This window comes from Calothrix sp. NIES-3974 (assembly GCF_002368395.1).
Lineage (GTDB): Bacteria > Cyanobacteriota > Cyanobacteriia > Cyanobacteriales > Nostocaceae > NIES-3974.
On sequence record NZ_AP018254.1, the window covers coordinates 3,073,685 to 3,099,254 of the forward strand.

General features: G+C 42.5%; 19 protein-coding genes, 1 other RNA gene and 3 pseudogenes. 11 read left to right on the forward strand and 12 right to left on the reverse strand.

The genetic code is table 11. From position 1 onward, the window contains the following. The first annotated feature begins 435 nt into the window (after positions 1-435). From CDC37_RS12270 to CDC37_RS12300, 5 genes and pseudogenes are all read left to right on the forward strand, one after another. A complete protein-coding gene (locus CDC37_RS12270; RefSeq protein WP_096622235.1) occupies positions 436-873 on the forward strand; it encodes a hypothetical protein in 438 nt (145 codons plus the stop codon). A 607-nt stretch (positions 874-1,480) separates the two neighbouring features. Beyond that, the gene (gene metK, locus CDC37_RS12280; RefSeq protein ID WP_096622238.1) at positions 1,481-2,743 is read left to right on the forward strand and encodes a methionine adenosyltransferase; all 1,263 of its coding nucleotides are present in this window, start codon (positions 1,481-1,483) and stop codon (positions 2,741-2,743) included. Positions 2,744-3,571: 828 nt separating this feature from the next. Further along, the gene (locus tag CDC37_RS12290; RefSeq protein ID WP_096622241.1) at positions 3,572-5,299 is read left to right on the forward strand and encodes a sensor histidine kinase; all 1,728 of its coding nucleotides are present in this window, start codon (positions 3,572-3,574) and stop codon (positions 5,297-5,299) included. A gap of 622 nt (positions 5,300-5,921) precedes the next feature. Further along, a complete protein-coding gene (locus CDC37_RS12295; protein WP_096622242.1) occupies positions 5,922-7,118 on the forward strand; it encodes a serine/threonine protein kinase in 1,197 nt (398 codons plus the stop codon). 76 nt (positions 7,119-7,194) lie between these two features. Continuing rightward, positions 7,195-8,603: pseudogene (locus tag CDC37_RS12300) on the forward strand (serine/threonine protein kinase). 725 nt (positions 8,604-9,328) lie between these two features. On the opposite strand, the gene ssrA reads toward CDC37_RS12300, so the two are convergent. The 9 genes from ssrA to CDC37_RS12345 form a co-directional block, all read right to left on the reverse strand. Beyond that, positions 9,329-9,716, reverse strand: a transfer-messenger RNA (tmRNA) gene (ssrA, locus tag CDC37_RS12305). Positions 9,717-10,232: 516 nt separating this feature from the next. Then, positions 10,233-11,180, reverse strand: a complete 948-nt coding sequence (locus CDC37_RS12310) for a F0F1 ATP synthase subunit gamma (protein WP_096622244.1) — start codon at positions 11,178-11,180, stop codon at positions 10,233-10,235. Positions 11,181-11,267: 87 nt separating this feature from the next. Then, positions 11,268-12,782, reverse strand: a complete 1,515-nt coding sequence (gene atpA / locus CDC37_RS12315; RefSeq protein ID WP_096622245.1) for a F0F1 ATP synthase subunit alpha — start codon at positions 12,780-12,782, stop codon at positions 11,268-11,270. Between the two features lie 92 nt (positions 12,783-12,874). Then, positions 12,875-13,429, reverse strand: coding sequence for an ATP synthase F1 subunit delta (atpH, locus tag CDC37_RS12320; protein ID WP_096622246.1), 555 nt, complete (start codon positions 13,427-13,429; stop codon positions 12,875-12,877). 2 nt (positions 13,430-13,431) lie between these two features. Then, positions 13,432-13,980: a F0F1 ATP synthase subunit B gene (locus CDC37_RS12325; RefSeq protein WP_096622247.1), complete on the reverse strand. Its 549-nt coding sequence runs from the start codon at positions 13,978-13,980 to the stop codon at positions 13,432-13,434. Positions 13,981-14,153: 173 nt separating this feature from the next. After that, positions 14,154-14,585, reverse strand: coding sequence for a F0F1 ATP synthase subunit B' (locus CDC37_RS12330; RefSeq protein WP_096622248.1), 432 nt, complete (start codon positions 14,583-14,585; stop codon positions 14,154-14,156). Positions 14,586-14,787: 202 nt separating this feature from the next. Beyond that, complete coding sequence (gene atpE, locus CDC37_RS12335) at positions 14,788-15,033, reverse strand: ATP synthase F0 subunit C (protein WP_096622249.1); 246 nt, start codon at positions 15,031-15,033, stop codon at positions 14,788-14,790. A 184-nt stretch (positions 15,034-15,217) separates the two neighbouring features. Beyond that, positions 15,218-15,979, reverse strand: a complete 762-nt coding sequence (gene atpB, locus CDC37_RS12340; protein WP_172892778.1) for a F0F1 ATP synthase subunit A — start codon at positions 15,977-15,979, stop codon at positions 15,218-15,220. Positions 15,980-16,062: 83 nt separating this feature from the next. Then, entirely contained in the window at positions 16,063-16,506 is a 444-nt protein-coding gene (locus CDC37_RS12345; protein ID WP_096622251.1) for an ATP synthase subunit I, read from the reverse strand. A 199-nt stretch (positions 16,507-16,705) separates the two neighbouring features. On the opposite strand from CDC37_RS12345, the gene CDC37_RS12350 reads away from it, so the two are divergent. Then, positions 16,706-16,888 carry a hypothetical protein gene (locus tag CDC37_RS12350; protein ID WP_096622252.1) on the forward strand — a complete coding sequence of 61 codons (183 nt, stop codon included), beginning with the start codon at positions 16,706-16,708 and terminating at the stop codon, positions 16,886-16,888. 226 nt (positions 16,889-17,114) lie between these two features. Here the strand turns inward: CDC37_RS12350 and CDC37_RS12355 are convergent. After that, positions 17,115-17,507: pseudogene (locus CDC37_RS12355) on the reverse strand (DUF5615 family PIN-like protein). Continuing rightward, complete coding sequence (locus tag CDC37_RS12360) at positions 17,504-17,881, reverse strand: DUF433 domain-containing protein (RefSeq protein WP_096622253.1); 378 nt, start codon at positions 17,879-17,881, stop codon at positions 17,504-17,506. The pseudogene CDC37_RS12355 and the gene CDC37_RS12360 overlap by 4 nt, the downstream one beginning before the upstream one ends. Before the next feature lie 98 nt (positions 17,882-17,979). Here CDC37_RS12360 and CDC37_RS24925 point away from each other — a divergent pair, with 98 nt between their 5' ends. Then, on the forward strand, positions 17,980-18,372 hold the full coding sequence (locus CDC37_RS24925) for a helix-turn-helix domain-containing protein (RefSeq protein WP_096620491.1): 393 nt from the start codon (positions 17,980-17,982) through the stop codon (positions 18,370-18,372). Beyond that, the gene (locus CDC37_RS24280) at positions 18,285-18,926 is read left to right on the forward strand and encodes an IS630 family transposase (RefSeq protein WP_197707004.1); all 642 of its coding nucleotides are present in this window, start codon (positions 18,285-18,287) and stop codon (positions 18,924-18,926) included. The genes CDC37_RS24925 and CDC37_RS24280 overlap by 88 nt, the downstream gene beginning before the upstream one ends. Positions 18,927-19,012: 86 nt before the next feature. On the opposite strand, the gene CDC37_RS12375 is transcribed toward CDC37_RS24280, so the two are convergent. Further along, complete coding sequence (locus CDC37_RS12375) at positions 19,013-20,203, reverse strand: class I SAM-dependent methyltransferase (RefSeq protein WP_096622254.1); 1,191 nt, start codon at positions 20,201-20,203, stop codon at positions 19,013-19,015. 260 nt (positions 20,204-20,463) lie between these two features. On the opposite strand from CDC37_RS12375, the gene CDC37_RS24285 reads away from it, so the two are divergent. The 3 genes and pseudogenes from CDC37_RS24285 to apcA all read left to right on the forward strand — a co-directional run bounded on the left by CDC37_RS24285 (position 20,464) and on the right by apcA (position 25,498). Further along, complete coding sequence (locus CDC37_RS24285; protein ID WP_157780732.1) at positions 20,464-20,601, forward strand: hypothetical protein; 138 nt, start codon at positions 20,464-20,466, stop codon at positions 20,599-20,601. A gap of 237 nt (positions 20,602-20,838) precedes the next feature. Continuing rightward, a pseudogene (locus CDC37_RS12380) lies at positions 20,839-24,161 on the forward strand (phycobilisome rod-core linker polypeptide). 851 nt (positions 24,162-25,012) lie between these two features. Then, complete coding sequence (apcA, locus tag CDC37_RS12385) at positions 25,013-25,498, forward strand: allophycocyanin subunit alpha (RefSeq protein WP_096622255.1); 486 nt, start codon at positions 25,013-25,015, stop codon at positions 25,496-25,498. Positions 25,499-25,570 lie beyond the last annotated feature (72 nt).

Sequence of the window (25,570 nt, forward strand, 5' to 3'; positions counted from 1 at the left end):
AGCCTGAAGTAACGGCTTCATTTTCTTTCTACTCCCGTCACGGACTGTTCCCTATTCTCTCAGAGTTTGAGGGATTCGTGAGAAATCCGGGAGGATTCTGCAAATATTAAAACATATAATTAACTTTTGTTAAGCCAGTTTTTCCCACCCTTGCCCTGAGTACCCAAAAACTTTGATAATAAGTATATCTTTACATCGATTGTAAATGTTTATGGATGAAGGTTTATCGCTGGCTGAGTTTATCTGTTGCCGGCAATGTTAATCGGAGTGTAGTGAATATCACTTGACTGAAATTTGACTGACATTGACGCGTAGATAACAAATGAGGGCGAAAAATCTGCATCCAATCTGGACAGTCTTGATGTAATGTAACATTCAACCGTTGGTTTTTTCATAATTACGGGCAGTTTTGGCATCAACGCAGGAGATTTTTCAATGTTAGGCTTTGTAAAAAATATTATTAATCGTTCGGGTGAGAAAAAAGACGGTGGCTTTTATCTGCAACTCGATGAAACAGGAAATGTAGTGGAAACAAATACTCCATCTCAACCAGCAACACCAGCAGTCAAACCGGAGGAGAAAGAAGTTCAACCAGCAGCAGCAACTACGGAGACTCCTGTTGCAGAAAAGAAAAAATCAGGTAAAACCAGCATCAAAAAGGCAAAGTCAGAAGCTAAACCAAAAACGACTGAACCAGTTGCTGCAACCCCAGTAGCAACAGTCAAACCCGCAACTCCCCCAGAACCCCAAGAGAAAAACTTTGCCACCAAATACCTCACCACGACTAATACTATGAGTCGTCGTCGTCCTGGTGCAAATATGAATAGTTTCCTAGAAATGGCTCGTCAGGTGAAAGTACCAATCAACAAGTAAAAAAATATCTAGATGGGGAATCGGAATTGGTTTACTGTTGAATGTTGGCGGTTCAATAAATCAATGCTGATTCCCATTTTTTCCAATTGCGATCACCATACCCTCATCCAGCTTTATTTTCAAGTTGATGTTAGATTAGCTAAGGTAGCAGAGTCTGATAACAGTATCACCTGTGGGGAATCAATAACTTGAAAAGGCATAGCATTGCTCTGTTTCCACCCTCATCTGTCAACTGCCAACAAACCAAAAGAGAAATATTTCAGCGTGCGAAAGTAAATACCAAAAAAATCTGCAAATTTTAAGATTCCGTAAAAAGTAATCTTTATCACCTTTTTATATAAGTAAAATTATTGAAACGTATCAGTAATTATTTCCTTCCCCATTCCCACCTATAATTCTCCTTGGGAAATTGTTTAGCCCATCTATTGGTCGGGTAAATCCAGAGAATTTTGTTTAAAGATACGAATAGAGATATCACTCCAGTGAGAAATGTTGTTATGATTTCAGATTGAAGAGACTTTCATCAAGGAAATACAAAAATTACTACTTAAGTACCTGTTTGATTGTCTGCCTTCAAGAGAATAATCCAACATGGAGGATACTACTATTGTCACGTCGTAACTTATTTACCTCCGAGTCCGTCACCGAGGGACACCCCGATAAAGTTTGTGACCAAATTTCCGACACAATTTTGGATGCTTTGTTAACTCAAGATCCAAAAAGTCGGGTGGCGGCTGAAGTTGTAGTTAATACTGGCATGGTTGTTATTACTGGTGAAATTACTACCCAAGCCAATGTTAACTATGTCAAATTGGTACGCAAAAAAATCACCGAAATCGGCTACACCGATGCTGATAACGGTTTTTCAGCGAATAGTTGTTCTGTACTTATTGCCCTGGACGAACAATCACCCGATATTGCCCAAGGTGTAAATTCAGCCCAAGAAACCCGTGGTGCATCTAGTGATGAGCAGTTTGATAAAATTGGGGCTGGTGACCAGGGGATTATGTTTGGGTTTGCCTGTAACGAGACACCCGAATTGATGCCGTTGCCCATCAGTTTAGCTCACCGTTTAGCAAGGCGTTTATCGGTTGTGCGCAAAAAAGGTTTAATGCCCTATTTGCGTCCCGACGGCAAAACCCAAGTTACCGTAGTTTATGAAGACGGTCGTCCAGTGGGGATTGACACAATTTTAATCTCCACCCAGCACGATGCCACCATTGGTGAAATTACCGATGAGGATGCAGTCCAAGCCAAAATTAAATCCGACCTGTGGACCGCAGTCGTAGAGCCAATATTTGGTGATTTAACGATTAAGCCAGATGCACAAACACGCTTTTTGGTTAACCCCACGGGTAAATTCGTAGTTGGTGGACCCCAGGGGGATGCGGGTTTAACTGGACGTAAAATCATCGTCGATACCTATGGTGGGTATTCCCGACATGGTGGTGGTGCATTCTCCGGTAAAGACCCCACAAAGGTTGACCGCAGTGCTGCCTATGCTTGTCGCTATGTGGCGAAAAACATTGTTGCTGCTGGATTAGCAGAAAAATGCGAAGTGCAACTGAGTTATGCCATCGGTGTCGCTCGTCCTACCAGTATTTTTGTTGATACTTTTGGTACAGGGACAGTTGATGATGAAGTGATTTTAAAGTTGATTCAAGACAACTTTGAATTACGTCCAGCCGGAATAATTCAAGCCTTTGACCTGCAAAACTTACCGAAAGAAAGAGGCGGACGTTTTTATCAGGACGTTGCAGCCTACGGTCACTTTGGTCGAGATGATTTAGATTTACCTTGGGAACGTACAGATAAAGCGGAGCTGCTGAGGGCAGCTGCTAGCGAGCTACGTACTCCAGCGATCGCATAATCATCCAGCATTTCATCAACCTTCGGGTGAAGTCAGAGGGGAAGATGTAATTTTGGAAACAAAGTTCTCCATAGGCAGATTTCAAACGTGAATTTGCCTATTTTTTTGTTAATTACGAAGATTTTGACAATTTTGGCTGATTTTTCTTCAATACTTAGTATATTATAATACGTCTGGCGGCATACAAATAATTTAAATTTTTCGGATAAAATCAAGAAGCGAGTGCCTGCTAAATGAAGAAAACTTTGGTGAGGGTGTGGAAATTGAGAGCAGGTATATCGTCCATTACAACCCGGATTTCTCCCAAACCCCTCAAACTCTTAGGGAATAGGGAACAGTCCGTGACGGGAGTAGAAAGAAAATTAAGCCATTACTTCAGGCTTACCGTTCACTTGCTCAAAATGCAGATACCAGTATTCTGTGGGTAGTTAATCGGGTAGTCATGCCATTTCACAAAAATGTTGATAAATTTTCTTCTCCCGCTCCCCGTCAGGTCTCAACTCCAAAGTCAAACTTTATCAGGGTTTGAATAGCTCATTCCAAAGCTTGATGTTGTTCAGCGTGATGATTCCAGGTGACAGGGAACTCCAAATTCCCAACCAAAAGCACTTGGGGAGATTTTCTTTCTACTGCTATAAAAGAAGTAATAAATAAAATATTTTGTTGACGTAGATTATTAGACAACAGGTTAATTATACGGGGATTTACTAAATATCTATCAAGGATAGCTGGTATCAGAATTAGACATAAAGCATACAGACAAAGATTTTCCCCGAATCGATACTCGTAATTCCCAATCACTTTACTATTTGGAAGGAGTTGTGGGTGATGCGAAAGCAATTGCCAACCGCGACCAATTCAGGTACAAAACTAAGGCTTGTGCAATCGAACAACCAATCCAGCAACGATGAATTACCAACGATTGAATTTCCCTCACGGGGAAAGTTGAAAGCAAGTTCATGGCGAATTCATCAAAAAATTGGCTATGGGTATTTTGTCGCGTTGGCAATCGGTTTTTTAGGTTCCTTGATGGGTTTAGTTTTTGCCCATTACTATCGGGGTCAAGGGGTGCGACGTTTAAACCAAGCTAATTTGCAGGTAGAAATGCTGACTAATTATAAAGATGGCATGGTGATGAGTCAATTGCAAAGCACCCAGTTAGCAACGTTGATTCGACAACCACAAAGATTTCAGCAAAAACAAGCAAATTTCTTCCAACAGATTGAAACTGTGCAAAAGTGGGAGCAAGAACTCAGTCAATTCATTACTACAAATCCCAGGGAATTGGTGGTAAATGCCATATCCCTGCAAAACCTTCTAGAGGAATATAGTCGTAATTTCAGTCTTTACGTTAACCAAATTCAAGGTATTTTAGCGACTGTCGATTTGAATCAACCCCTGAGTCCCCAACAAGCAGCAAAGTTGGAAAATTCCCTGTTAGCAGTTACCGGGGGAGAAACAGCAGCTCAACTTGATCGTTCTACCGAACAGCTACTAGATTTTCTTCGTACCACCAAGGAAGAAGCCTATAACCGGGGAATGTGGTTAGAAAGGGCTAAAACCTTTGAAAGGTTGATTGTGATTTTCAGTATGTTAACCTCCCTGTTGGTTGCATCAATTGTTGCTTGGCGAACTAGTCGAGCGATCGCAGAACCAGTAATCACCGTCACCCAGGTTGCAGAACAGGTTGCGCGTAAATCGAATTTCGACCTCCGCGCTCCGGTGACGACTGAGGATGAAATCGGTTTGTTGGCAAAATCCTTAAATCACCTCATTGCTAGTGTCTCCGAACGTACCAAAGAGTTACAACAAGCGAAGGAATTGGCAGAAGCAGCAAGCAAAACCAAAAGTCAATTTTTAGCTAATGTCAGCCATGAATTACGCACACCCCTAAATGCAGTGATTGGTTTAAGTCAATTGCTACAGGATGATGCCATTGATATGGGTTTATCAGGGGAATTTACGAGTGACCTAGAAACAATTAATACGGCTGGTCGGCATTTATTGGAATTAATTAACGATATTTTAGATTTATCCAAAATTGAAGCGGGTAAAATGACCCTTTACCCAGAAACTTTTGAAATTGCCACCCTGATTCATAATGTTGTTGTCACGGTAAAGCCAATTATTGAAAAGAACGGTAATACTTTAGATATTGATTGTGATCCCCAGTTGGGAACCATGTATGCAGATCAAACACGGGTACGACAGGTATTATTGAATTTGTTGAGTAATGCAGCCAAATTTACCACCAACGGTCGAGTTAGTCTCAGTGTCAAAATTCAACCCGACAAAACCCAAGAATCAGCCAAGGAAATCATTACTTTTACTGTCACCGATACGGGGATTGGGATGACCTATCACCAACAACAATTACTATTCCAACCTTTTACCCAAGGAGACGCTTCAACCACCAAAAAATACGGTGGAACGGGTTTAGGATTAGCAATTAGCCGCCATTTCTGCGAAATGATGGGTGGTGATATTGTCGTTACAAGTCAACCCGGTGGCGGATCAACTTTTATTGTGAGTTTACCTTTAGTGGTGGAAGGGTGAGGAGATTTTGGATTTTGGATTACCCTAGGGTTGATCTGTACTACGTGCGTATATGTATTTTGGATTACCCATAGATATCTAATCGAAAATCCGAAATTGCTTGACTGGAATTAAAGTGGGGGGAAGTGTAGTTTACTAGTAATACGCGGCGTAAATACGCCTACCTTTTCCCTCGCACCCATGCTCCGCGTGGGTGCAGAATCTACGAGGCTTTTCCCTCGCACCCATGCTCCGCGTGGGTGCAAAATCTACGAGGCTTTTCCCTCGCACCCATGCTCCGCGTGGGTGCAAAATCTACGAGGCTTTTCCCTCGCACCCATGCTCCGCGTGGGTGCAAAATCTACGAGGTTCCTACCTCGTGAATGAAGGCTGTAAGCCCTCGCTGACTAAGTGACCATACAGAGCATGGTCACTAGATAATTGAAAATCCGAAATTGCTGACTACTCCCAATTCCCTATTCCCCACTCCCAAAAAACGAGCTTGTTAAGTATTAAAAGCGACTTTTCAAACAACCTCTTAGTCCTAACTTTATCAGCGCAGATAAGATTTTGGTCTAAATGACTGACAACACTCATCAGAAATAGATAGATTATAAGTATTACCCCCAGACAGGTAGTCAAGATGCTGCAAGCACAGGAAGTATTACAAAATCGTTACCAACTGGAACGTCAACTTGGCAATAATGGAGTGCGACAAACTTGGTTAGCCAGGGATTTGCAAGCAACGGAAGCTGAACATGAATTAGTGGTTGTGAAAATGTTGGCTTTTGGTGGTGCAGTTCAGTGGGATGATTTAAAGTTGTTTGAACGGGAAGCGCAAATCCTGAAGGCGATTGATCATCCTCGCATCCCTAATTATATTGATTATTTTTGTGTGGATGACCGCACTTTATGGTTTGTTTTGGTGGAGGAATATATTGCTGGGGAATCTTTTAAGGATTTGTTAAATCGTGGACAACGTTTTAGCGAAAAACAAGTACGAAAAATTGCCAAGGAAGTTTTACAAATTCTGATTCATTTACATGAGTTAAATCCGGTTGTTCTGCATCGCGATATTAAGCCAAGTAATTTAATTTATGGGGAAGATGAACATGTATATTTAGTCGATTTTGGCGCTGTTCAGGACAAGGCTGCAAGGGAAGGGGTGACATTTACAGTGGTGGGAACCTATGGTTATGCACCAATGGAACAATTTGGTGGAAAAGCGGTTCCAGCTTCCGATTTATATGCTTTGGGAACAACTCTGATTCATTTATTAACGGGAATATCTCCTGCGGATTTACCTCAGAAGGATTTACGTGTGCAATTTAGTGACCATGTGAATTTAAGTCCTGCTTTTATGAGTTGGTTACAAAGGATGGTTGAACCTGCACCAGAAAATCGATTTCAAACGGCTCAACAGGCTTATTATGCATTGCGACATGGAGCCAAAAAACCGAGTTATAATTCATCTTTAGCCGCCGTAACTAAAGAGAGATTTATTAATAATTCTGGCTGTGGAATTAGTAGTCAAGAAATGGTTCCCGAAGAAATTTTAGGTTGGAATTGGGGAGCATTTTTAATGCCGTGGCTTTGGTTATGGACAAATAATGTTTGGTTGGGATTATTGTGTTTTATTCCCAATGTCGGTTTGGTGATGACGGTTATTTTGGGGGTGAAAGGGAATGAATGGGCTTGGAAGTCGCGACGGTGGCGTAGTATTGAACACTTTAAACAACATCAAAGAGGTTGGGCGATCGCGGGAATTTTACTGGGTGCGCCGTTAAGTTTTCTCTTGTGGTTAGTCACTTTCGCGGCTATTGCGGGAATATTTGTTTAGCTAGCATAGTTATTGAGTATATTTTCTATTCGATATTACTTATAGTATTTATTTTGACTTACCTGGTAAATCTACCATGCTACAACCCCAACAAGTTTTACAAAATCGCTATCAATTAAAATCTTTACTCAGTAAAAATGCGGCTCGCCAAACTTGGTTAGCAACTGATTTAAAGCGATTTGAAAATATTGAAAATGATGTTGACAATACTGATGCAAATAATCTTGAAAATAACCAAAATGCACAGGTTGTTGTCAAGTTATTGGCTTTTGGTGGAGATGTAGAGTGGGAAGATTTAAAGTTATTTGAACGGGAAGCTCAAATACTAAAACAAATTCAATTGGAGCGAATTCCTCAATATATTGATTATTTTCCCTGGATGATCGGGTATTGTGGTTTGCGCTTGTGGAAGAATATATCCCTGGCCATTCTTTCAAACAGCTATTAGAAAATAGTCATCGCTTCCCGGAAGCGCAAGTCAAAAAAATTGCCATAGAAACTTTAAATATTTTGATTTATCTCCATGAGTTAAATCCACCCATTCTTCACCGGGATATTAAACCTAGTAATTTAATTTGGGGTGAGGATGAACATGTTTATCTTGTGGATTTTGGTGCAGTCCAAGATAAAGCTGCTAAGGAAGGGGTAACTTTTACGGTTGTGGGAACCTACGGCTATGCACCCATTGAACAATTTGGTGGTAAGGCTGTTCCTGCTTCTGATTTATATGCTTTAGGAACTACTTTAATCCACCTCTTGACGGGTATTTCTCCAGCAGATTTACCAATCCGGGATATGCGGATTCAATTTCAGGATAAAGTTAGTATTAGCTCAAATTTTGAATATTGGTTAGCAAAAATGACAGAACCTTCGGTGGAAAAGCGGTTCAAAACTGCTCGTCAAGCTCTCCAAAGTCTACAGGAAAATCGAGCTAGTCGCATATCCGGAAGAGTTGCTTTACCAATTTACAGTCGTATCATTGTCCAAAAAACTACTGATATTTTAGCCATAAAAATCCCTAATCCCACTTCATCTGGATTGGGAAATATTGGCTCTACCGTTTCCTTTTTGATTTTGATACTTTGTTTCTTTGGACTTTTACTTTTCCTCTTATTTCTATCCGTATTTGGTTTTTTGATTGGAACTGTTTTACTAGTTTTTGCAATTATGTTTGGATACACAATTTTGTTATCCTATTTTGGCTATCAACGAATTGTTTTAACAGCAGAATTATTTGAAATTCAACTTTGGCTATTTAAGTGGTGTATTAGTCGTAAACAGGGTGAAAATGCTAGTATCCAAGACGTTTTCCAAAGTGTCATCCAAACGAATGCGAAAACTTCATTTCAAGTCGATAACCTGGAAGGTCGGGAAATGGTGACAATTCAAACGGACACCAATCGCTATTCCTTTGGTGTGGGATTGAGTGCAATGGAATGTCTTTGGGTCGCTCAAGAAATTAAAGACTGGGTGCGATCGCATTAACTAGGGTCTGCGGTAAAAGTCTTTTAGTGAGGGTAGGGAATAGGGAATAGGGAATAGGGAATAGTTTTAAGCCAAACATTCCTCTTTTTATTGGCTACTAAAAATTATGGCGTTGCATTGTTGCAGGATGATAATCCAATTTGCATAGACTGAAACTTTTGTTAAATCAAGAAACATTTCTGCATATAGATTAAAATCCAATACAGTTCAGTTAGACTTAAAAGCCTGATTATTGAGTAACGTGAGTTCGATAAGTTATAAAGCCTGAAACTATTTTCCAGTATCATTCGTAGAAAATAGAAGTTTCTAAAAACCTCCGAGTATGATGTTGAGAATAAAATCATTAAACCTGAAATCAGTCAGTTATTGACTTTGTTCTCAACTAATGGATGAGGTTACTTTAAACCTTAACTTTCAAAATCATGGATTCACAGGGATTACAGCTTTTACAATCCGTCGAATTCACGTTTGAGTAGCTTGGGTTGAAGAATCTAGAGGTAAAGCCTCGTGGAATGCGTCCCCACGCGGAGCGTAGGGACGAGATCATCACAAAAACGGTGTGAACTTATGGGTAAATTTCCACAAAATCAACAGTCTATGCAAACCCTCAACCCAACCTACAGTAACTGAACCGTATTGAACCATACTCTGGATCAAAGGAACGAAAACATGATGAAAAAAGCAGCCTAACAAACACCTCTTGTTAGACTGCTGTAAATTCTCTTCAATGGAGCTTATGGGAGTCGAACCCATGTCCTTAATGGGTAATTACCCCCGCATCATTCACAGGTTTAGCCTTTCTGATCCTCAAGGCGGGAAGCGTTCATTATCCCGAACGCTAGGATGCTCTGGTAAGGTCTTAGTTAGAAAGTCCACCAGAGGGAACTAACTAACGCATCCGTTGGGGGTTGCCTCTAATGCTTAACGGAGTCACACTAGAAGCTCTCGAACCTGTAAGAGGTAATTAGGCAGCTACTACAGCTTGCTTACGAGAAAAAGCAACGATGTTGTTTGCATCTATATTTAAGCGAGCCTTTATTTCCGAGAGTTGACTCCCTCTCGACCTGCATCAACGGGCAGCTTTCGCCACCAAGTCGAAACCAGTAAAGCCCCGTGCTTGTATTTTTATTGTAGTACAAAATTGGGAAACTGACAAATAGGATTTTAGATTTTAGATTTTGGAATAAGAATTTGTGCTTAGGGGCTTCCTGAAAATAAAATATCCTGTGATGAAAGGCCATCTTACCTGAAAAAACAGGCAGAGATGTCTGTTCCACAATCAAAAATTGGATAACTATTGAATTGGATTACCCTTAGTTGATTGGAAATTTGAGATTCGTTATTTAATCTAGGTTCAGAATCAACTAAAACCCTTATTGTAGAGTTGGTTAATTTTACTACCTATGAACGTAAAGATGTGGTTCTAGATACTTCAAGCCGGGTAATCATCGGATTTCTTCGGGCATAGCGCCATAGAACTAGGTTCTACTTAGATAATATCTCGCAATGCTTTGATCAAGATTCCTAAAGTGCCGTTCCAATCTTTTGGAAGCTTACCAAAATCACCAATTCAAATTTATTCCACATTTATTCTGAATAAATCCAAAATCCAAAATCCAAAATCCAAAATCAATTCAATGCTTCCGCACCACCGACCACCTCCAGAATTTCCTGGGTAATGGCTGCTTGTCGTGCTTTGTTATACCCAATGGTCAAGGTGGAAATTAACTGGGCAGCGTTATCGCTGGCGTTGCTCATGGCGGTCATCCGGGCTGCTAATTCGCTGGCTGCGGCTTCTTGTAATGCCCGTAGTAGCTGATTGCTCAGATACAAAGGCAACAATGAATTCAGAATTTGTACTGGGTCTTGTTCAAAAATCATATCGCGAGGTAATGCTCGCACTTCCGTTGTCACTTTTTCCCGTGTGACCTCGAATTGTCCACCCCGAGTTGTTAACCGGAATATCTCATCGTCGGCTGCTTCTAAACCTTGGGGGTCTAAGGGTAACAGGGTTTGGACAACGGGACGGGAACTAACTAGGGAGACAAATTTTGTATAGATTAATTCGATTTTGTCTACACTTTCGGATAAAAATAGGGATAGTAACTCGTCGGCAATATCGGATGCTTCCTTGGCTGTGGGAATTTGCTCTAGACCAGAGAAAGTAGCATCAATGGGATAGTTGCGTCGTTGGAAATACTGAGTGGCTTTGCGACCAACGATGACAAATTTATAATTTATACCCTCGGCTTTCAGTTCCTTAGCCCGGTTTTCAGCCCGTTTAATCACGTTAGAATTATAACCACCACACAAACCGCGATCGCCGGACACAACTAAAATTCCTACGGTTTTGACGGCACGCTGACGCAAGAGTGGTAAATCAGCTTCTTCAAACCGCAAACGATTTTGTAAACCGTACAAAACCTGGGCTAAACGGTCTGCGAAGGGACGGGTAGAAAGAACTTGTTCTTGAGCGCGACGCACCCGTGCTGCGGCCACAAGTCGCATCGCTTCAGTGATTTTTTTCGTATTTTTGACCGATTGAATCCGGTCACGGATTGCCTTTAAATTTGCCATACTCTCATTACCTGTGACTCAGTTATCTGCATATCAGTTAACAGTTAACCGTTGACTGGTGACTGTTAACTGAATCTCTGCTCATGATTAGGCCATGAAGGTTTTCTTGTATTCTGTAATACCTTCTTTCAAGGCTGCTTCCTCCGCATCCCCCATCACTTTTGAGGTTTGCACAGCTTGAGCGTAAGCAGGTTTGCTATTTTTCAAATACTCCCGTAAACCTTGGGTAAAGGGTAATACTTTATCTACAGGGATATCATCTAAGTAACCGTTAATCCCTGCATACAGAATTGCGACCTGTTCTGCTACGGATAGGGGTGAATTTTGGGGCTGTTTGAGTAGTTCCCGCAGTCGAGTTCCCCGTGCTAACTGGTCTTGGGTGGCTTTATCCAGGTCGGAGGCAAACTGGGCAAAGGCTTGCAGGTCGTCGAACTGAGCTAGTTCCAGTTTGATTTTCCCTGCCACTTTTTTCATGGCCTTGGTTTGAGCGGCTGAACCGACACGGGATACGGAAATACCAGGGTTCACAGCTGGACGTACACCGGCGTTAAACAGGTCGGATGATAAGAAAATCTGACCGTCGGTAATGGAAATAACATTGGTGGGAATATAGGCTGATACGTCACCCGCTTGGGTTTCGATAATCGGTAGGGCAGTCATACTACCGCCACCTAATTCGTCACTGAGTTTAGCTGCCCGTTCCAGAAGACGGGAATGGATGTAAAATACATCACCAGGGTATGCTTCCCGACCCGGGGGACGACGTAACAATAGGGACATTTGGCGATAGGCTGCCGCTTGTTTAGAGAGGTCGTCATAAATCACCAGGGTAGCTTTACCCTTGTACATAAAGTACTCAGCTAAGGCTGCACCAGCGTAGGGAGCCAAGAATTGCAGGGGTGCAGGGTCAGATGCGTTGGCAGCTACCACAATGGTGTAGTCCATCGCTCCCTTATCTTGCAGGGTTTGGATCACATTGGCAACGGTGGAAGCTTTTTGACCAACGGCCACGTACACACAGATTACGTCTTCTTCTTTTTGGTTAATAATTGTGTCAATGGCGATCGCGGTTTTACCTGTTTGTCGGTCACCAATAATCAACTCCCGTTGTCCCCGACCGATAGGAATCATGGAGTCAATCGCAGTAATCCCGGTTTGCAGAGGTTCGTGAACCGAACGACGAGCGATAATCCCTGGAGCCATTGATTCAATCAACCGGCTTTCGGTGGTTTTAATTTCGCCCTTACCATCGATGGGACGACCGAGTGCATCTACCACCCGACCAATCATCGCTTCACCTACGGGAACTTGAGCAATCCGTCCGGTAGCCGTGACGGTACTTCCTTCTTGGATTTCCCGTCCTTCACCCATTAATACCGCACCGACGTTATCTTCTTCCAAGTTTAAAGCGATACCAACTGTACCGTCTTCAAACTCTAACAGTTCCCCAGCCATGGCCTTTTCTAAACCATACACACGGGCTACACCGTCACCAACTTGCAGCACGGTTCCCACATTGGCAACTTTGACTCCTTGGTCATATTGCTCGATTTGCTGCTGAATAATGCTACTAATTTCGTCTGGTCTAATGGAAATACTCATGTTTGCTTTTCAAAATTGAGGGAATTAAACGGAAAATTTGAGGGAATACCCAAAAATAAATTATCCAGTTGCGATGGAGTTCACTGTTGACATTAGGAACCGCTTAAACGCAAAGACAAGCGCCGCAATTGACCACGTAAACTTGCGTCCACCACCTGGGAACCAACTTTGATGATGACCCCACCAATCAAGTCTCTGTCTATTTTCTGACTTAGTTCAACTTCACGAGCATTGGTCATGGCAATTACTTTTTCCCTCACGGCTTGCTGTTGTGCATCCGAAAGGGGTACTGCTGAAGTCACTTCTGCCAAAACCGTTTGATTTAATTCCCGCAGTAAGGCCAAATATTGCTGACACACTGCCGACAATACATAAATCCGCTTCCGATCCACCAACAACATGAGGAAATTACGGAACAAGGGGTTGGTATCATCGCCTAAAATGCGATTAATCACCGCCTTTTTCCCCTCCCCAGGGATGAAAGGATTTTCCAAAAAAGTCCGTAGTTGTTCGCTTTCCTCTAATAACCCAACTAAACCCCGTGCATCATTACCAAATGCCTCCGTCAGATTATGGGATTGGGCTACGGACATTAACGCTTCAGCATAGGGTGCAGCGATTTCTTCGGTGGCGATCGCACTTCTCATCACTACCGTCCTCCTAATAACGCAATGCTGCTGTCAATCAGTTTTTGTTGAGTCTCATCCGACACTCCTGATTGCAATTCTGCTTCCACCTTTGCTAAGGCTTTCGCCACAACTTGCGATCGCACGTAGGCGATCGCCTTTTCTTGTTCCGTATTCAAATCAGCCGCAGCCACATCCTTCATCCGTTGTACATCCACCGCCGCTTTTGCCAAAATCGCTTCCCTCGCATCTTTGGCAATGTCCTCGGCTGCACGCAGAATCCGTTGTGCTTCCTGCTCTGATTCCTTCACACTTTTTTGCGCTTCTGCTAACTTTGCAGTCGCTTCTGCTAAACGTTGTTCAGCTTCTTTTATTGTTGCTTCAATATTTGCTCGGCGTTCGTTTAAGGTGTTAGCCAAGAACTTTCTTCCAAAAACCACCAATACCCCAACTAGAATCGCCAGGTTGATGACGTTGGTTTCTAGAATATCTAAGTTGAGACCAAAACCCCCCTCTTCCTGGGATGCGATCGCCTCTGTTGCCAAAAATAACAAAGTGCCCATCATACCTATCTATAACTGCGCTATTTCACTGCTAACCTAGGTTAAATTCTCAATTCTTCGAGAACAAAAGTGTGATTTTTTACACTTTATACGGGGATGATGCGATCGCATTCACCCGTTTTGCGCGTAGGCTTGACCGGACCTATGGGGTGATATTAATTTATCGCTTTATCTAGACCGCTCTATCTAGCATAATTGGCTCCCAATAGTTTCCCTAAAATCTGCTGACTCAGGGAATCTACCTGTTGCTCTAACGAACTTAAAGCTGCTTGCTTTTGGCGTTCGATTTCACTAGCTGCCTGTTCCCGTTGCATTTGCGCTTCTCTTTGTGCTTCCGCAACCCTTTGGGCATAAATTTTCTGTGCTTCAGCCTCAGCTTCGGCAATTAAAGCTTGGGATTTTTTCCGAGCATCCGCCAATTGCATCTCATAATCCTTAATCAAACGTTCTGCTTGATCCAAACGAGTACGAGCATCTAACTTATTGGTTCGGATGTAGTTATCGCGATCGTCCAATGCTTTGGTTAGGGGCTTATAGAAAATTGCATTCAATAAAACCGCTAACAGCAAGAACTGCAACGCCATAAAGGGTAAAGTTGCATCAAAATCAAACATTTCTTCCCGTCGTTCGGCCTACAAGATTTTTCTTATTGTCAGCAATATCAACAAATCTCTGTTTTCGGAAACCCGATTGCCAACAAGGGAGTCGTGTCCACACACTCAAATTTCCCAATAACCAACATCAACCGTAGAGACGCACCATGTACAAAATGCTTACACATCTTCCACACTGCGTCTCTACAATCAATTAGCTATTTTAGGAAAATGGGTTAGCGAATAACAATACTAGGGCAATCACCAAACCGTAGATGGTTAAAGATTCCATGAACGCTAAGGTTAACAACAATGTACCGCGAATTTTTCCTTCTGCTTCTGGTTGACGAGCAATACCGGAAACCGCTTCACCAGCAGCATTACCTTGTCCTAATCCCGGACCAATTGAAGCTAAACCAACAGCTAAAGCAGCAGCGAGAACCGAAGCAGCAGCGATTAATGGATCCATTTTTATCTTCCTTAAATACTTAGTACAAAAACGTTATGGGCAGTTATTTGGATTTCCTGATGCGGAATTCCCAAGTTCAGAGAGAATTGTATGATTGATTGGTTTCTAGTCCATCTCAATACATCCAAAGTCTCATTTTTCTTATTTGTGACAAAATCCAGACATGAAACCCATGACATGGATTTTAATGTTCCTCGTGTCCCTCTTCTCCGTGACCTTCTAAGGCTTCATGGATGTAAGCACCAGCCAAGGTGGCAAATACCAAAGCCTGAATTGCACTAGTAAATAAACCTAATGCCATCACTGGTAAAGGTACAAACAAAGGAACTAGTAGCACCAGCACTCCCACCACCAATTCATCCGCCAAGATGTTACCAAATAAACGGAAACTGAGGGAAAGAGGCTTGGTGAAGTCTTCTAAAATCGCAATTGGTAATAGAACTGGCGTAGGTTCAATGTACTTTTTAAAGTAACCCAAACCTTTCTTGCTAAAACCAGCGTAGAAATAGGCTAAAGAAGTTAGTAACGCCAATGCCACCGTCGTATTTATATCATTTGTCGGGGCTGCTAATTCGCCCTCTGGTAACTTGATTAGTTTCCAGGGTATTAACGCTCCAGACCAATTCGATACGAAGATAAACAAAAATAAAGTACCAATAAACGGTACCCAAGGGCGATACTCTTTTTCACCCAACTGGTTTTTTGTTAAATCCCGAATAAATTCTAAGGCATATTCCATCAAATTTTGGATACCCTTTGGAATTCTCTGGATATTGCTAGTTGCAGCCAATGAAGCTATTACCAGCACCGCAATCACAAACCAGGAAGTCAAAAAAACCTGTCCATGTAATCTGAGATTGCCTATTTCCCAATAAAAATGATGCCCTACTTCCAACGAGGCTAGGGGAAAAGAATTAACAGCGTTTAAGACACTAAGCATTGGCATTCTTCAAGAACTTTCCCCAAACAGTTAGGATTGGAGGATTACTCGCTATCAATCTAACTTCACCAATAACACAGAATCAAATATTATTTTGAGTCAGATATGAAAGCAATTTGTAGCATGTAGACCAAGAGTGTGGCTTTATAGGTGAGAAAACCCAGAAATATGGGCAAGATTTTTAACTGCTGCCATTGACTGGCCACAATTATTAGTACCGCGACTAAAGCCAGACGGTTCTTGCTCAAGCTCTGATTTTCCTCACTTAACCCCTCAACATCTTTTGCTAACATTCTTAAGTAAAGCACACCAGCACATGCCCCAAGCAAATAATTGAGGGCAATGTTCATGGAGTAAAAAATCCACACAGAGATGAAAATAATTCCAATTAGCGCCAAAGTTATTACCAACAACTGTCGATAAAGTTGGTAAAACTCCTGCATGGAATTTGCCGTGGTAGTATTTTTTTGACCATCGGCATCATCCTGCTGATTTGTTGAGATGGGGACGTGAGATTCGTCTCGATAGCTCACAGGACTCGATACCAGTAAAGCTAGCTAGTTGACTTTTAATTTTCAGCCAGTTGAATCATATCATGATTGGGTAACAATACTTTAAGAAAAAACTATATTGTCACCAAGGGTAATCATCAGGTGAGTAGACGGGAGATTCCAGACCATGATCAAGTCAGTAAATTCACGATAGTACGATTTTGGGGAATCGTCACTAGGGATGAACAGCTTTGTTGATATTTATACAGACCCGATTCCTCACTTGGCGATGGATTCTGGATGGGGAGATTCCGCAATGAACTGGGAGGACCAGTGGTCTGACTATAAAACTTGGCCGGGTTGCCGAAAATTTACTATTCCCCCATCTGCGATTGTTAGTTTAGTCGATAAATCGGGATGGTAAGCCACCAAGGTCAGCCAAAACTTTCCTATTTCACATTCTAACTGTTGATTTTGGCAGTTTTTGTTCCCGAAGATCAGGTTTGAGTGGCAGGATTTTGGAAGGAATCAAACCGAAAATATTTGTAGAACTTGTATTCAGAGAGTCTTGTATCCAAAAATATGCAGGAATCGGTAGACCGAATCATGTATTGCAAGTTATAAAATTTACTCTAGAAACGATATCAAAATCATGGAATAAATAGACGACCAGAACCTTTGTAGTTATCTATATCTATTACTATCTCAATCAAGCGTTATATGCAGCGTTCTCGATAGTCAGCTTCATCAAGCCGATCAAGACTTCCAATCGTTACAACTGGAAAAGAATTTTCCGTATTTTCCTCACGTATTAACTGTTCTAATGAGTCCTCACCTTTCATGTTTCGATTAGCTGTGAGTATCATCATTTGATTGTCTTGAGCATAACGCCAAACGACGCGATCGCTACTTTCCATCAATAGCCCAACATCTCTGAAGGTGACAAATAGAATTGCAATCAATTCTAGCCAGCCGAATTTTGCTAAAATACCCAAAAACAGGAGGGCGTAGCCGTCTAGATTATAATCAACTAGGAAGGTCATGTTTGATTAGCGATTCGTCTAGCTTTTTGCTCCTCAAGCTTTTTCCAGAGGGCTTCTTGGTCTGGTTTGTGGGGCATTGATGCAATTTTAGCCAGGCGATCGCGATTACGTTCTTGCCAATATTGGTAAATTTCTTCTCTTGTGTGAAGAACTTGTTGATATTCTATCTCTATGGTTGATCGATTTGCTTCAATGTAGGATAAAGCTGCTTCAATTTGTGCATCCGTCAGATTCAGTTTGTCGCGGATTAATTTAGGTGGGTAATGGATTTTCAAAAAATCTAAAACATCGTAAAGACTGATGCGTGTACCTGCAATTGTTAAACCACGCTCTGTACGAACTATTAAAGTTCGATTGTTTGCTGATAAAGCCATCGTTTACCGTTACATTTTTTTTAATTGAGAGTATTAATGAACTACAGCACTTTCGAGGTAAATGAGGTACACTTGTTATTAGTGCATCAAAAATTAAAATGAAACCCTACTCAATCGATTTACGAGAAAAAATAGTAAGTGCTTACGAAAAGGGTGATACATCAATTCGAGGAGTAGCTGTGCAGTTTGGTATAGCAAAAAGCTATGTGCAGAAGCTAATCAGGCAAAAAAGATTGGAAGGGCATCTAGAACCCAAAAAGCAAGGTGGAGCAATGAAGGGTAAGCTAGATGATTACGGTGGCGAATTAGCAGAAATGGTTCAAAGTTACCCGGATTTAACTTTATTGGAATATTGCGAGTATTTTGGAGAAAAATATAACATTTGGGTGTGTGCAAGTGTGATGTGTTGTGCATTGCAAAAACAAGAATTAACTCGAAAAAAAAGACTTTACGTAGCAGCCAAGCGAAAACAGAAAGAGTCCAAAAACTGAGATTAGAATATTGGGAGAAAGTAAAACACATAGACCCAGAAAACCTTGTGTTTATAGACGAAATGGGTGTTTTGCTTGGTTTGACTAGAACTCATGCTCGAAGCGATCGCGGGAGTAGAGCTTATGATTTTAAACCATATTACCGAGGTGCAAAAATAAGTGTAATTGGAGGAATTAGCTTCAAAAAAGTCTTAGCTGTGATGACTTTAAATGGCTCAATGAATGGAGAAGCTTATAAAGTTTTTGTAGAGCATTTTTTACTTCCACAATTATGGGTTGGTGCAGTCGTTGTAATGGATAATCTGCCAGCACATAAAGTCGAAGAGATTAAGCCTTTGATTGAATCTGTAGGAGCAAGTGTTCTTTATCTATCTCCTTATTCCCCTGAATTTAATCCAATTGAACATTGGTGGTCACAATTAAAAGCGTTCTTAAAACAGTTTTCTCCTAAAAGTGCATCTGTAGTTGATGGTTTAATTAAAATTGCACTGACATTAGTTGATCCAAAGCATCTAAAAAATTGGTTTACTAATTGTTGCTACTGTACCTCATAAACCTCGAATCTGCTGTATTTTACTATTTAGGAAATCGCTTGAGAAACTAGTTGGATTACACCTGGGCAATAAATCAGGATTCCCGCCTATTCCTTAAGGATAATCAGCTGTCGTTGTTGTAGCGATCGCACTCCTGTTAAATCTAATTCTACCTGTTCTAAAATCTGAGTGACACTGCTACTACCATCACATGCTTCCATGAATGCGAGTTCTGCACTGGTTAAATTCACAATTTGGTAATCGTAATTGAAAACTGTTTGACCGGGAAACCCATCGATACAGGGATGAATTTCCGGAATCGCCGATTGTAATAAATTATCATCACTCCAGTCCGATTTCCGCAAAGGTGGACGGGCAAGGAAAAATTCGTAATGGCTGGTTTCTGGGTCAAGTAGTTCAATGAGACGATAAATTTGCCGGGGAGATAAATTTTGACTCCGCTCCATCAATTCCGGGTATTTACCGATGAGTCGCTCTAAATTCCAAAATCCCGGATTAGAAAAACCGACAAACTCTAACCCCGATGCGTCAATTAGTTCAAACAAAGTATCAATATTGTAATCAATTTCTTGGGGATGGACATACATATCCGCAAAATTTTCATCCCGATGATTTTCTAGACTCCACCGTTCCTGGTCACGCTTGCGAATGCGGTTATTTTCGGGGAGACTAGCAAAAATTTTCCGACCGATTTCCACCCCATCACGATAATCACCCCGTTGATCACCCTGGAGCAATGCGATCGCTTTTTGCATTAACCTAACTTCCCATCTTCCTAACTCCCCATACACAAAAATATGAAAAATTCCCCCAGGTGCTAACTTCCTCCCTAAAGCTTGAATCCCCCGTACCGGGTCGTCAGTGTGGTGCAATACCCCCACACAATTAATCAAATCAAACTCCCCCGGTAACTGCTCCACATCAAATAAACTCAACTGCTGAAATTCTACCCGGTCTGCTCCACTGCGCCGACATCTTTCCCGCGCTACCTCCAAAGTTCCTGCACTAATGTCAATCCCCACCACCTGTGCATGGGGATTCAAATGCACTAAATATTCCGTACCCACCCCCGAACCACATCCCGCATCGAGAATACGGATATTCTCCCGCTCCGGTTTCCTTCCCGCACAAAAATTATAGGCAGCCAACCAATTCCAGCGCCAATTATAACCCGGTGGCGGTTCATCTAGAAGCGGTTCCGGAGGAAATGGGTAGGTATCATAAAGTTTGGCAACTGCTGCGGTGACTTGTTGAGTCTGGGACTGAGCTTCGGACATAATTGCAGAAGAATACAGGATACAGAATTACAGAATACAGGAGGAGGGGGAGATTGGGGAACAGTTGAAGTTGAATTAAGGATACGGGAGGAGGTTAATCCAGACGAAAAGGAGGTTTTGTCGAGTTTCACGGCTTTGTCTGAGGGGTAACAAGGTGGATGTAACCTAGCTAGGGCAAGCTTTTCGTCTTAACGACTCCTGAAAAGATGAAAATTAATTTTAGCGATCGCTCAACGGTTGAATGGGAGTTTTAAGCACTGGTGGATAGAAAAATATTAGTGTTGGCTTTTTATCTTTTCAGTATCTATCGCCTGAAAAGCTTGCCCTACAATGAGTTGATGACGCTTGTCACCCCTTTAGAGGCTTTGTACCGTGGTTCTGCTGTCAGCAAGCGTTAATCCAAAATCCAAAATCTAAAATCCAAAATCCCCAGCTTTTTCTCCCATAATCTACATACTTCTTAATATTTACCCTGATACAACCCAAAACGTTTTAATCTAAAAACTGAATGGGTTAATTTTTTCCGGAAACATGATTGGTGGTAAAAATAGATGCATGAAATCACCGACTTGTCAAGCCGCAAATCGACCCAAACTTAACACATAAACGCATATGATGGGAGTTTTATAAATCCAATGAGTGTTAAGGCGAGTGGTGGAAGTTCAGTTGCGCGTCCGCAACTTTATCAGACTCTAGCATTATCGACCATTTCCCAAGCGGAGCAACAAGACCGCTATCTGGGAGTTGGGGAATTAAAAGAATTATCAAGCTATTTCGCTTCGGGGGCCAAGCGTCTAGAAATCGCCAAAACGCTCACCGATAACTCGGAGATAATTGTCTCACGGGCAGCTAACCGGATTTTTGTCGGTGGTTCACCAATGGCATTTTTAGAAAAGCCACGGGAAGAGGAACCAGCAATGGCAATGGCTGGAGCTGCACCAATGGCAGAATCAGCCGATGTGCGTCGGCAAATGGAATTAGGAACCGTCACCTATGTGGAAACACGGGGTGGATTCCTGGAAAACCTGCGCTCGATTTTTAATTCCACATCCGGTGGTCCAGTTCCAGCCGGTTTCCGACCAATCAATATTGCTCGGTATGGTCCGGGAAACATGGCCAAAAGCCTACGGGATTTGTCATGGTTTTTGCGCTATGCTACCTATGCAATCGTGGCTGGAGACCCGAACATTCTGGTGGTGAATACACGGGGTTTACGGGAAATTATTGAAAATGCCTGTTCGACCGATGCAACTCTAGTAGCATTGCAAGAAATTAAAGCGGCTTCAATTTCCTACGTGCGCCAAGACCCAGAAGCGGTAGAAATTGTCACCCAGTACATGAATGTTTTGATTGAGGAGTTCAAAGCACCCACTCCCTCAAACAAGCTACGTCAACGTTCATCCGTTGACCTGCAAGGTTTGCAATTGCCACAAATTTACTTTAATGCGGCTGAACGGCGGCAAAAATTTGTCATGAAGCCGGGTTTGTCAACTTCGGAGAAAAACGAGATTGTTAAGGCTGCTTATCGGCAAATCTTTGAACGGGATATCACCCGTGCTTATGGATTATCCCTGTCCTATTTGGAATCCCAGGTGAAAAACGGCGACATCTCGATGAAAGAGTTTGTGCGCCGTTTAGCCAAATCACCTTTATATCGGAAACAGTTCTTTGAACCGTTTATCAATAGCCGTGCTTTAGAATTGGCTTTTCGTCACATTCTCGGACGGGGACCTAGCTCCCGAGAAGAAGTACAAAAATACTTCTCGATAGTCTCTAGTGGTGGCTTATCTGCCCTCGTGGATGCACTAGTGGATTCCCAGGAATACTCAGATTACTTTGGGGAAGAGACCGTACCCTATTTACGTGGTTTAGGTCAAGAAGCCCAGGAATGTCGCAACTGGGGACCACAAATCGACCTATTTAACTATAGCGCCCCCTTCCGCAAGGTTCCCCAATTTATTACCACCTTTGCGGCTTATAACCAACCCTTACCAGACCAACATGTGTACGGTTCTGGAAATGACCCCCTAGAAATTCAATTTGGGGCGATTTTCCCCAAAGAAACCCGCAACCCCAGCAGTAGTCCGGCTTTCTTTGGTAAGGATACCAAACGCCTATTGATTACCCGTGGACCGGGAATTAATAATCAAAACAGCAATCCTGGTGCTCGTGGTGTTGCACCCGGCACACTTGGACCGAAGGTATTTAAACTGGATCAGCTACCGGGAACCCGTGGAAAAAAATCTAAAGCTGGTACAAACATTAAGTTCTCCGAAACTTCTACCCAAGCAGCAATCAAAGCCGCATACTTACAGGTGTTTGGTCGCGAAGTATACGCTGGTCAGCGTTTGACCGTACTGGAAATTAAACTCGAAAACGGTGATATCACCATGAAGGAGTTTATTCGCGGCTTGGCGAAATCCGATACATTCCGGAAGATGTATTGGACTAGCTTGTATGTGATGAAGGCGGTTGAATACATCCATCGACGTTTATTGGGTCGTCCCACCTATGGTCGTCAAGAAACCAACAAATACTTCGATATTTGTGCGAAAAAAGGTTTTTACGCCCTCATAGATGCGATTTTGGATAGCCAGGAGTACGCAGAAGCCTTCGGGGAAGATACGGTTCCCTACGAACGGTATATTACCCCCGCAGGTCAAGCCCAGCGTAATCTGCGAGTAGGTTCAATTCGCCAAGATATTGCCCCCTCCATACCCAAAGACGAAACACCATTGTTTGTGCAGCTGGGTACACCCACCGATATGCGGATGGAACCAGATGTCCAATTCCGGATTCAGCAAGGGGTACCCAAACAACGGGAGCAAAGCAAAGTCTTCAAATTGGTTGCGAATAACAGCGATAAAGTGGCAATTAAGAATGTCATTAGTGCTGCTTACCGCCAAATCTTTGAGCGTGATGTTGCACCCTACGTGGCTTCTTCGCGGGAATTTAAAGTCCTGGAAAGTCGTCTGAGTAACGGGGAAATAACTGTTAAGGAATTTATCGAAGGATTGGGTTGTTCCAGTTTATACCTGAAGGAATTCTATACACCCTATCCCAACACGAAAGTGATTGAGCTAGGAACCAAACACTTCCTGGGACGCGCACCCTTAGATCAAGCCGAAATTCGTAAATACAATCAAATTTTGGCAACCCAAGGGATTAAAGCCTTCATCTTCGCAATGGTCAACAGTGTTGAGTACCAGGAAGTATTTGGAGAAGACACCGTTCCCTACCGTCGCTTCCCCACCCTACCTGCGGCGAACTTCCCCAACACCCAACGCCTATACAACCAGTTGACCAAACAGAACGACGAGATTGTCGTTCCCAGTTTCGACACCATCAAGCCGAAAATGGATATGGCAACAATGCCGATGACTGGAAAAGCGATCGCAGATATGGCAGCCCAATCCCGGCAAACGGCGGAGTTATACCAGACCTTGGGTCGTAGTGTTACTCCCCAGACAGGAGAAATCAGCCCAAAAAAGCTGTAATTAGGATTCATCGCTGGAGTTTAGGTCGTAGGGATGAATCAGTATTTGCAACCATTCTGGATGCTGTTTATACCCAAATTTGGGGAGCAGGAACTAGGCAAATCCCTGAAGAATGGCGTTGCTTAGATGGTGAGGCAAAACTGGAAACAGGTAAAATCTCAGTGCGGGAATTTGTCAGAGCGATCGCGACATCAAATGCATATCAAGAACGCTTTGTCAATGCCTATCCCCAACCCAAGGTGATTGAATTGATGTTCCGGCATTTATTGGGACGCAAACCCAGTACCCAAGCTGAAATTCATCATTATGGTGAGATTTTGCGTCAACAAGGGTTTGTTCAAGCTGTGAACACTATTATCGACAGCAGTGAATACGAACAATTTTTTGGCAACGAAGTAGTTCCTTACCAGCGTACTCCCATCCTCGCGACCAACTACCTTGGTAGCATCAAAACCGAGTAAAACCGGGAAATAAGATCAGGGTGGACTTTTCATCCTGAATTTAAATAAATCAACTCAACTGGGATAGTAGGGTTTTGACTCCTTACCCAGTTGTTTTTTCATGGATTTTCTCGCGAGAAAATCGGGATTTGGGAGTAGCCATCTTCTTCTCGCGAGAAAATCGGGATTTGGGAGTAGCCATCTTCATAAGAAACCGCTACGCGTCTACATGTAAGCGTATGGGTAGCATTGTCCTAGACAAGCTTTATAGTGGAAAACTGGGTACACCAGAAGTTAAACGAATGAAAGGCATTTTTCCCCACTCCCTACTCCCCACAGCCTGTAGCAAGCCACTAGTGCGTCTACAATGTCAAGTCAGCCCCTTATATTATTTTTAGACACAACCAAACAAGAAAACAGTTTATTTCCACTCCCCACTTCCTGTACAGACGACCCGACGGGTTGTCTCTACTCCCTATTTACAGGTCAATTCCCAATCCAAAATCCAAAATCCAATTTAGGGTATTACTTTCTTCCCCTGTAAATTTCTCCAACCAAAAGCTTGACAATCGTTCTGGCTTGTGGATGTGAGGTAATCCTGAAAATAATGTTACAAACTGTTAAAAACAGTCATAAATACTCAACAGAATGCTGGAAAATATTTGCGGGAGGTATCTGAGTTTTCCCAGCTTGTGTACTCGGATTTACTCAAGCAGGCTCAAATAAAAGTGGAAATTGGGCAATAAGTAGGTCAAACAGCTTGTTGTTCATCACCACAAGAGAGCGAAAACTCAGTCAGCCATTAAAAAAACAAAGTTGCACCAGTTTTAATCAAACTACTGGTTACATTCGTAATTGGAGGAATCCATTCAATGAGTATCGTCACGAAGTCCATCGTGAATGCAGACGCTGAAGCCCGTTACCTCAGCCCTGGCGAATTAGATAGAATCAAAACCTTCGTAACAAGCGGAGAGAAGCGCCTACGCATCGCTCAAGTATTGACCGACAACCGTGAACGGATTGTGAAACAAGCAGGCGACCAACTATTCCAAAAACGTCCTGACGTTGTTTCTCCCGGTGGAAACGCCTATGGTCAAGAAATGACAGCAACCTGCTTGCGTGACCTGGATTACTACCTGCGTTTGATTACCTACGGAATCGTATCTGGTGACGTGACCCCCATCGAAGAAATCGGTATCGTTGGCGTTCGGGAAATGTACAAATCCTTGGGAACCCCCATCGATGCAGTAGCAGGTGGTGTTGCCGCGATGAAAGGAATTGCTATTGGCATGATGTCTGGAGAAGACGCAGCAGAAGCAGGTTCTTACTTCGACTACGTTATCGGTGCAATGTCATAGTGCGATTACTACTAGTTTTGCGATCGCAGAATAAATCGGAACCAAACTAGAATTTTGCACACAGGCAAAAGA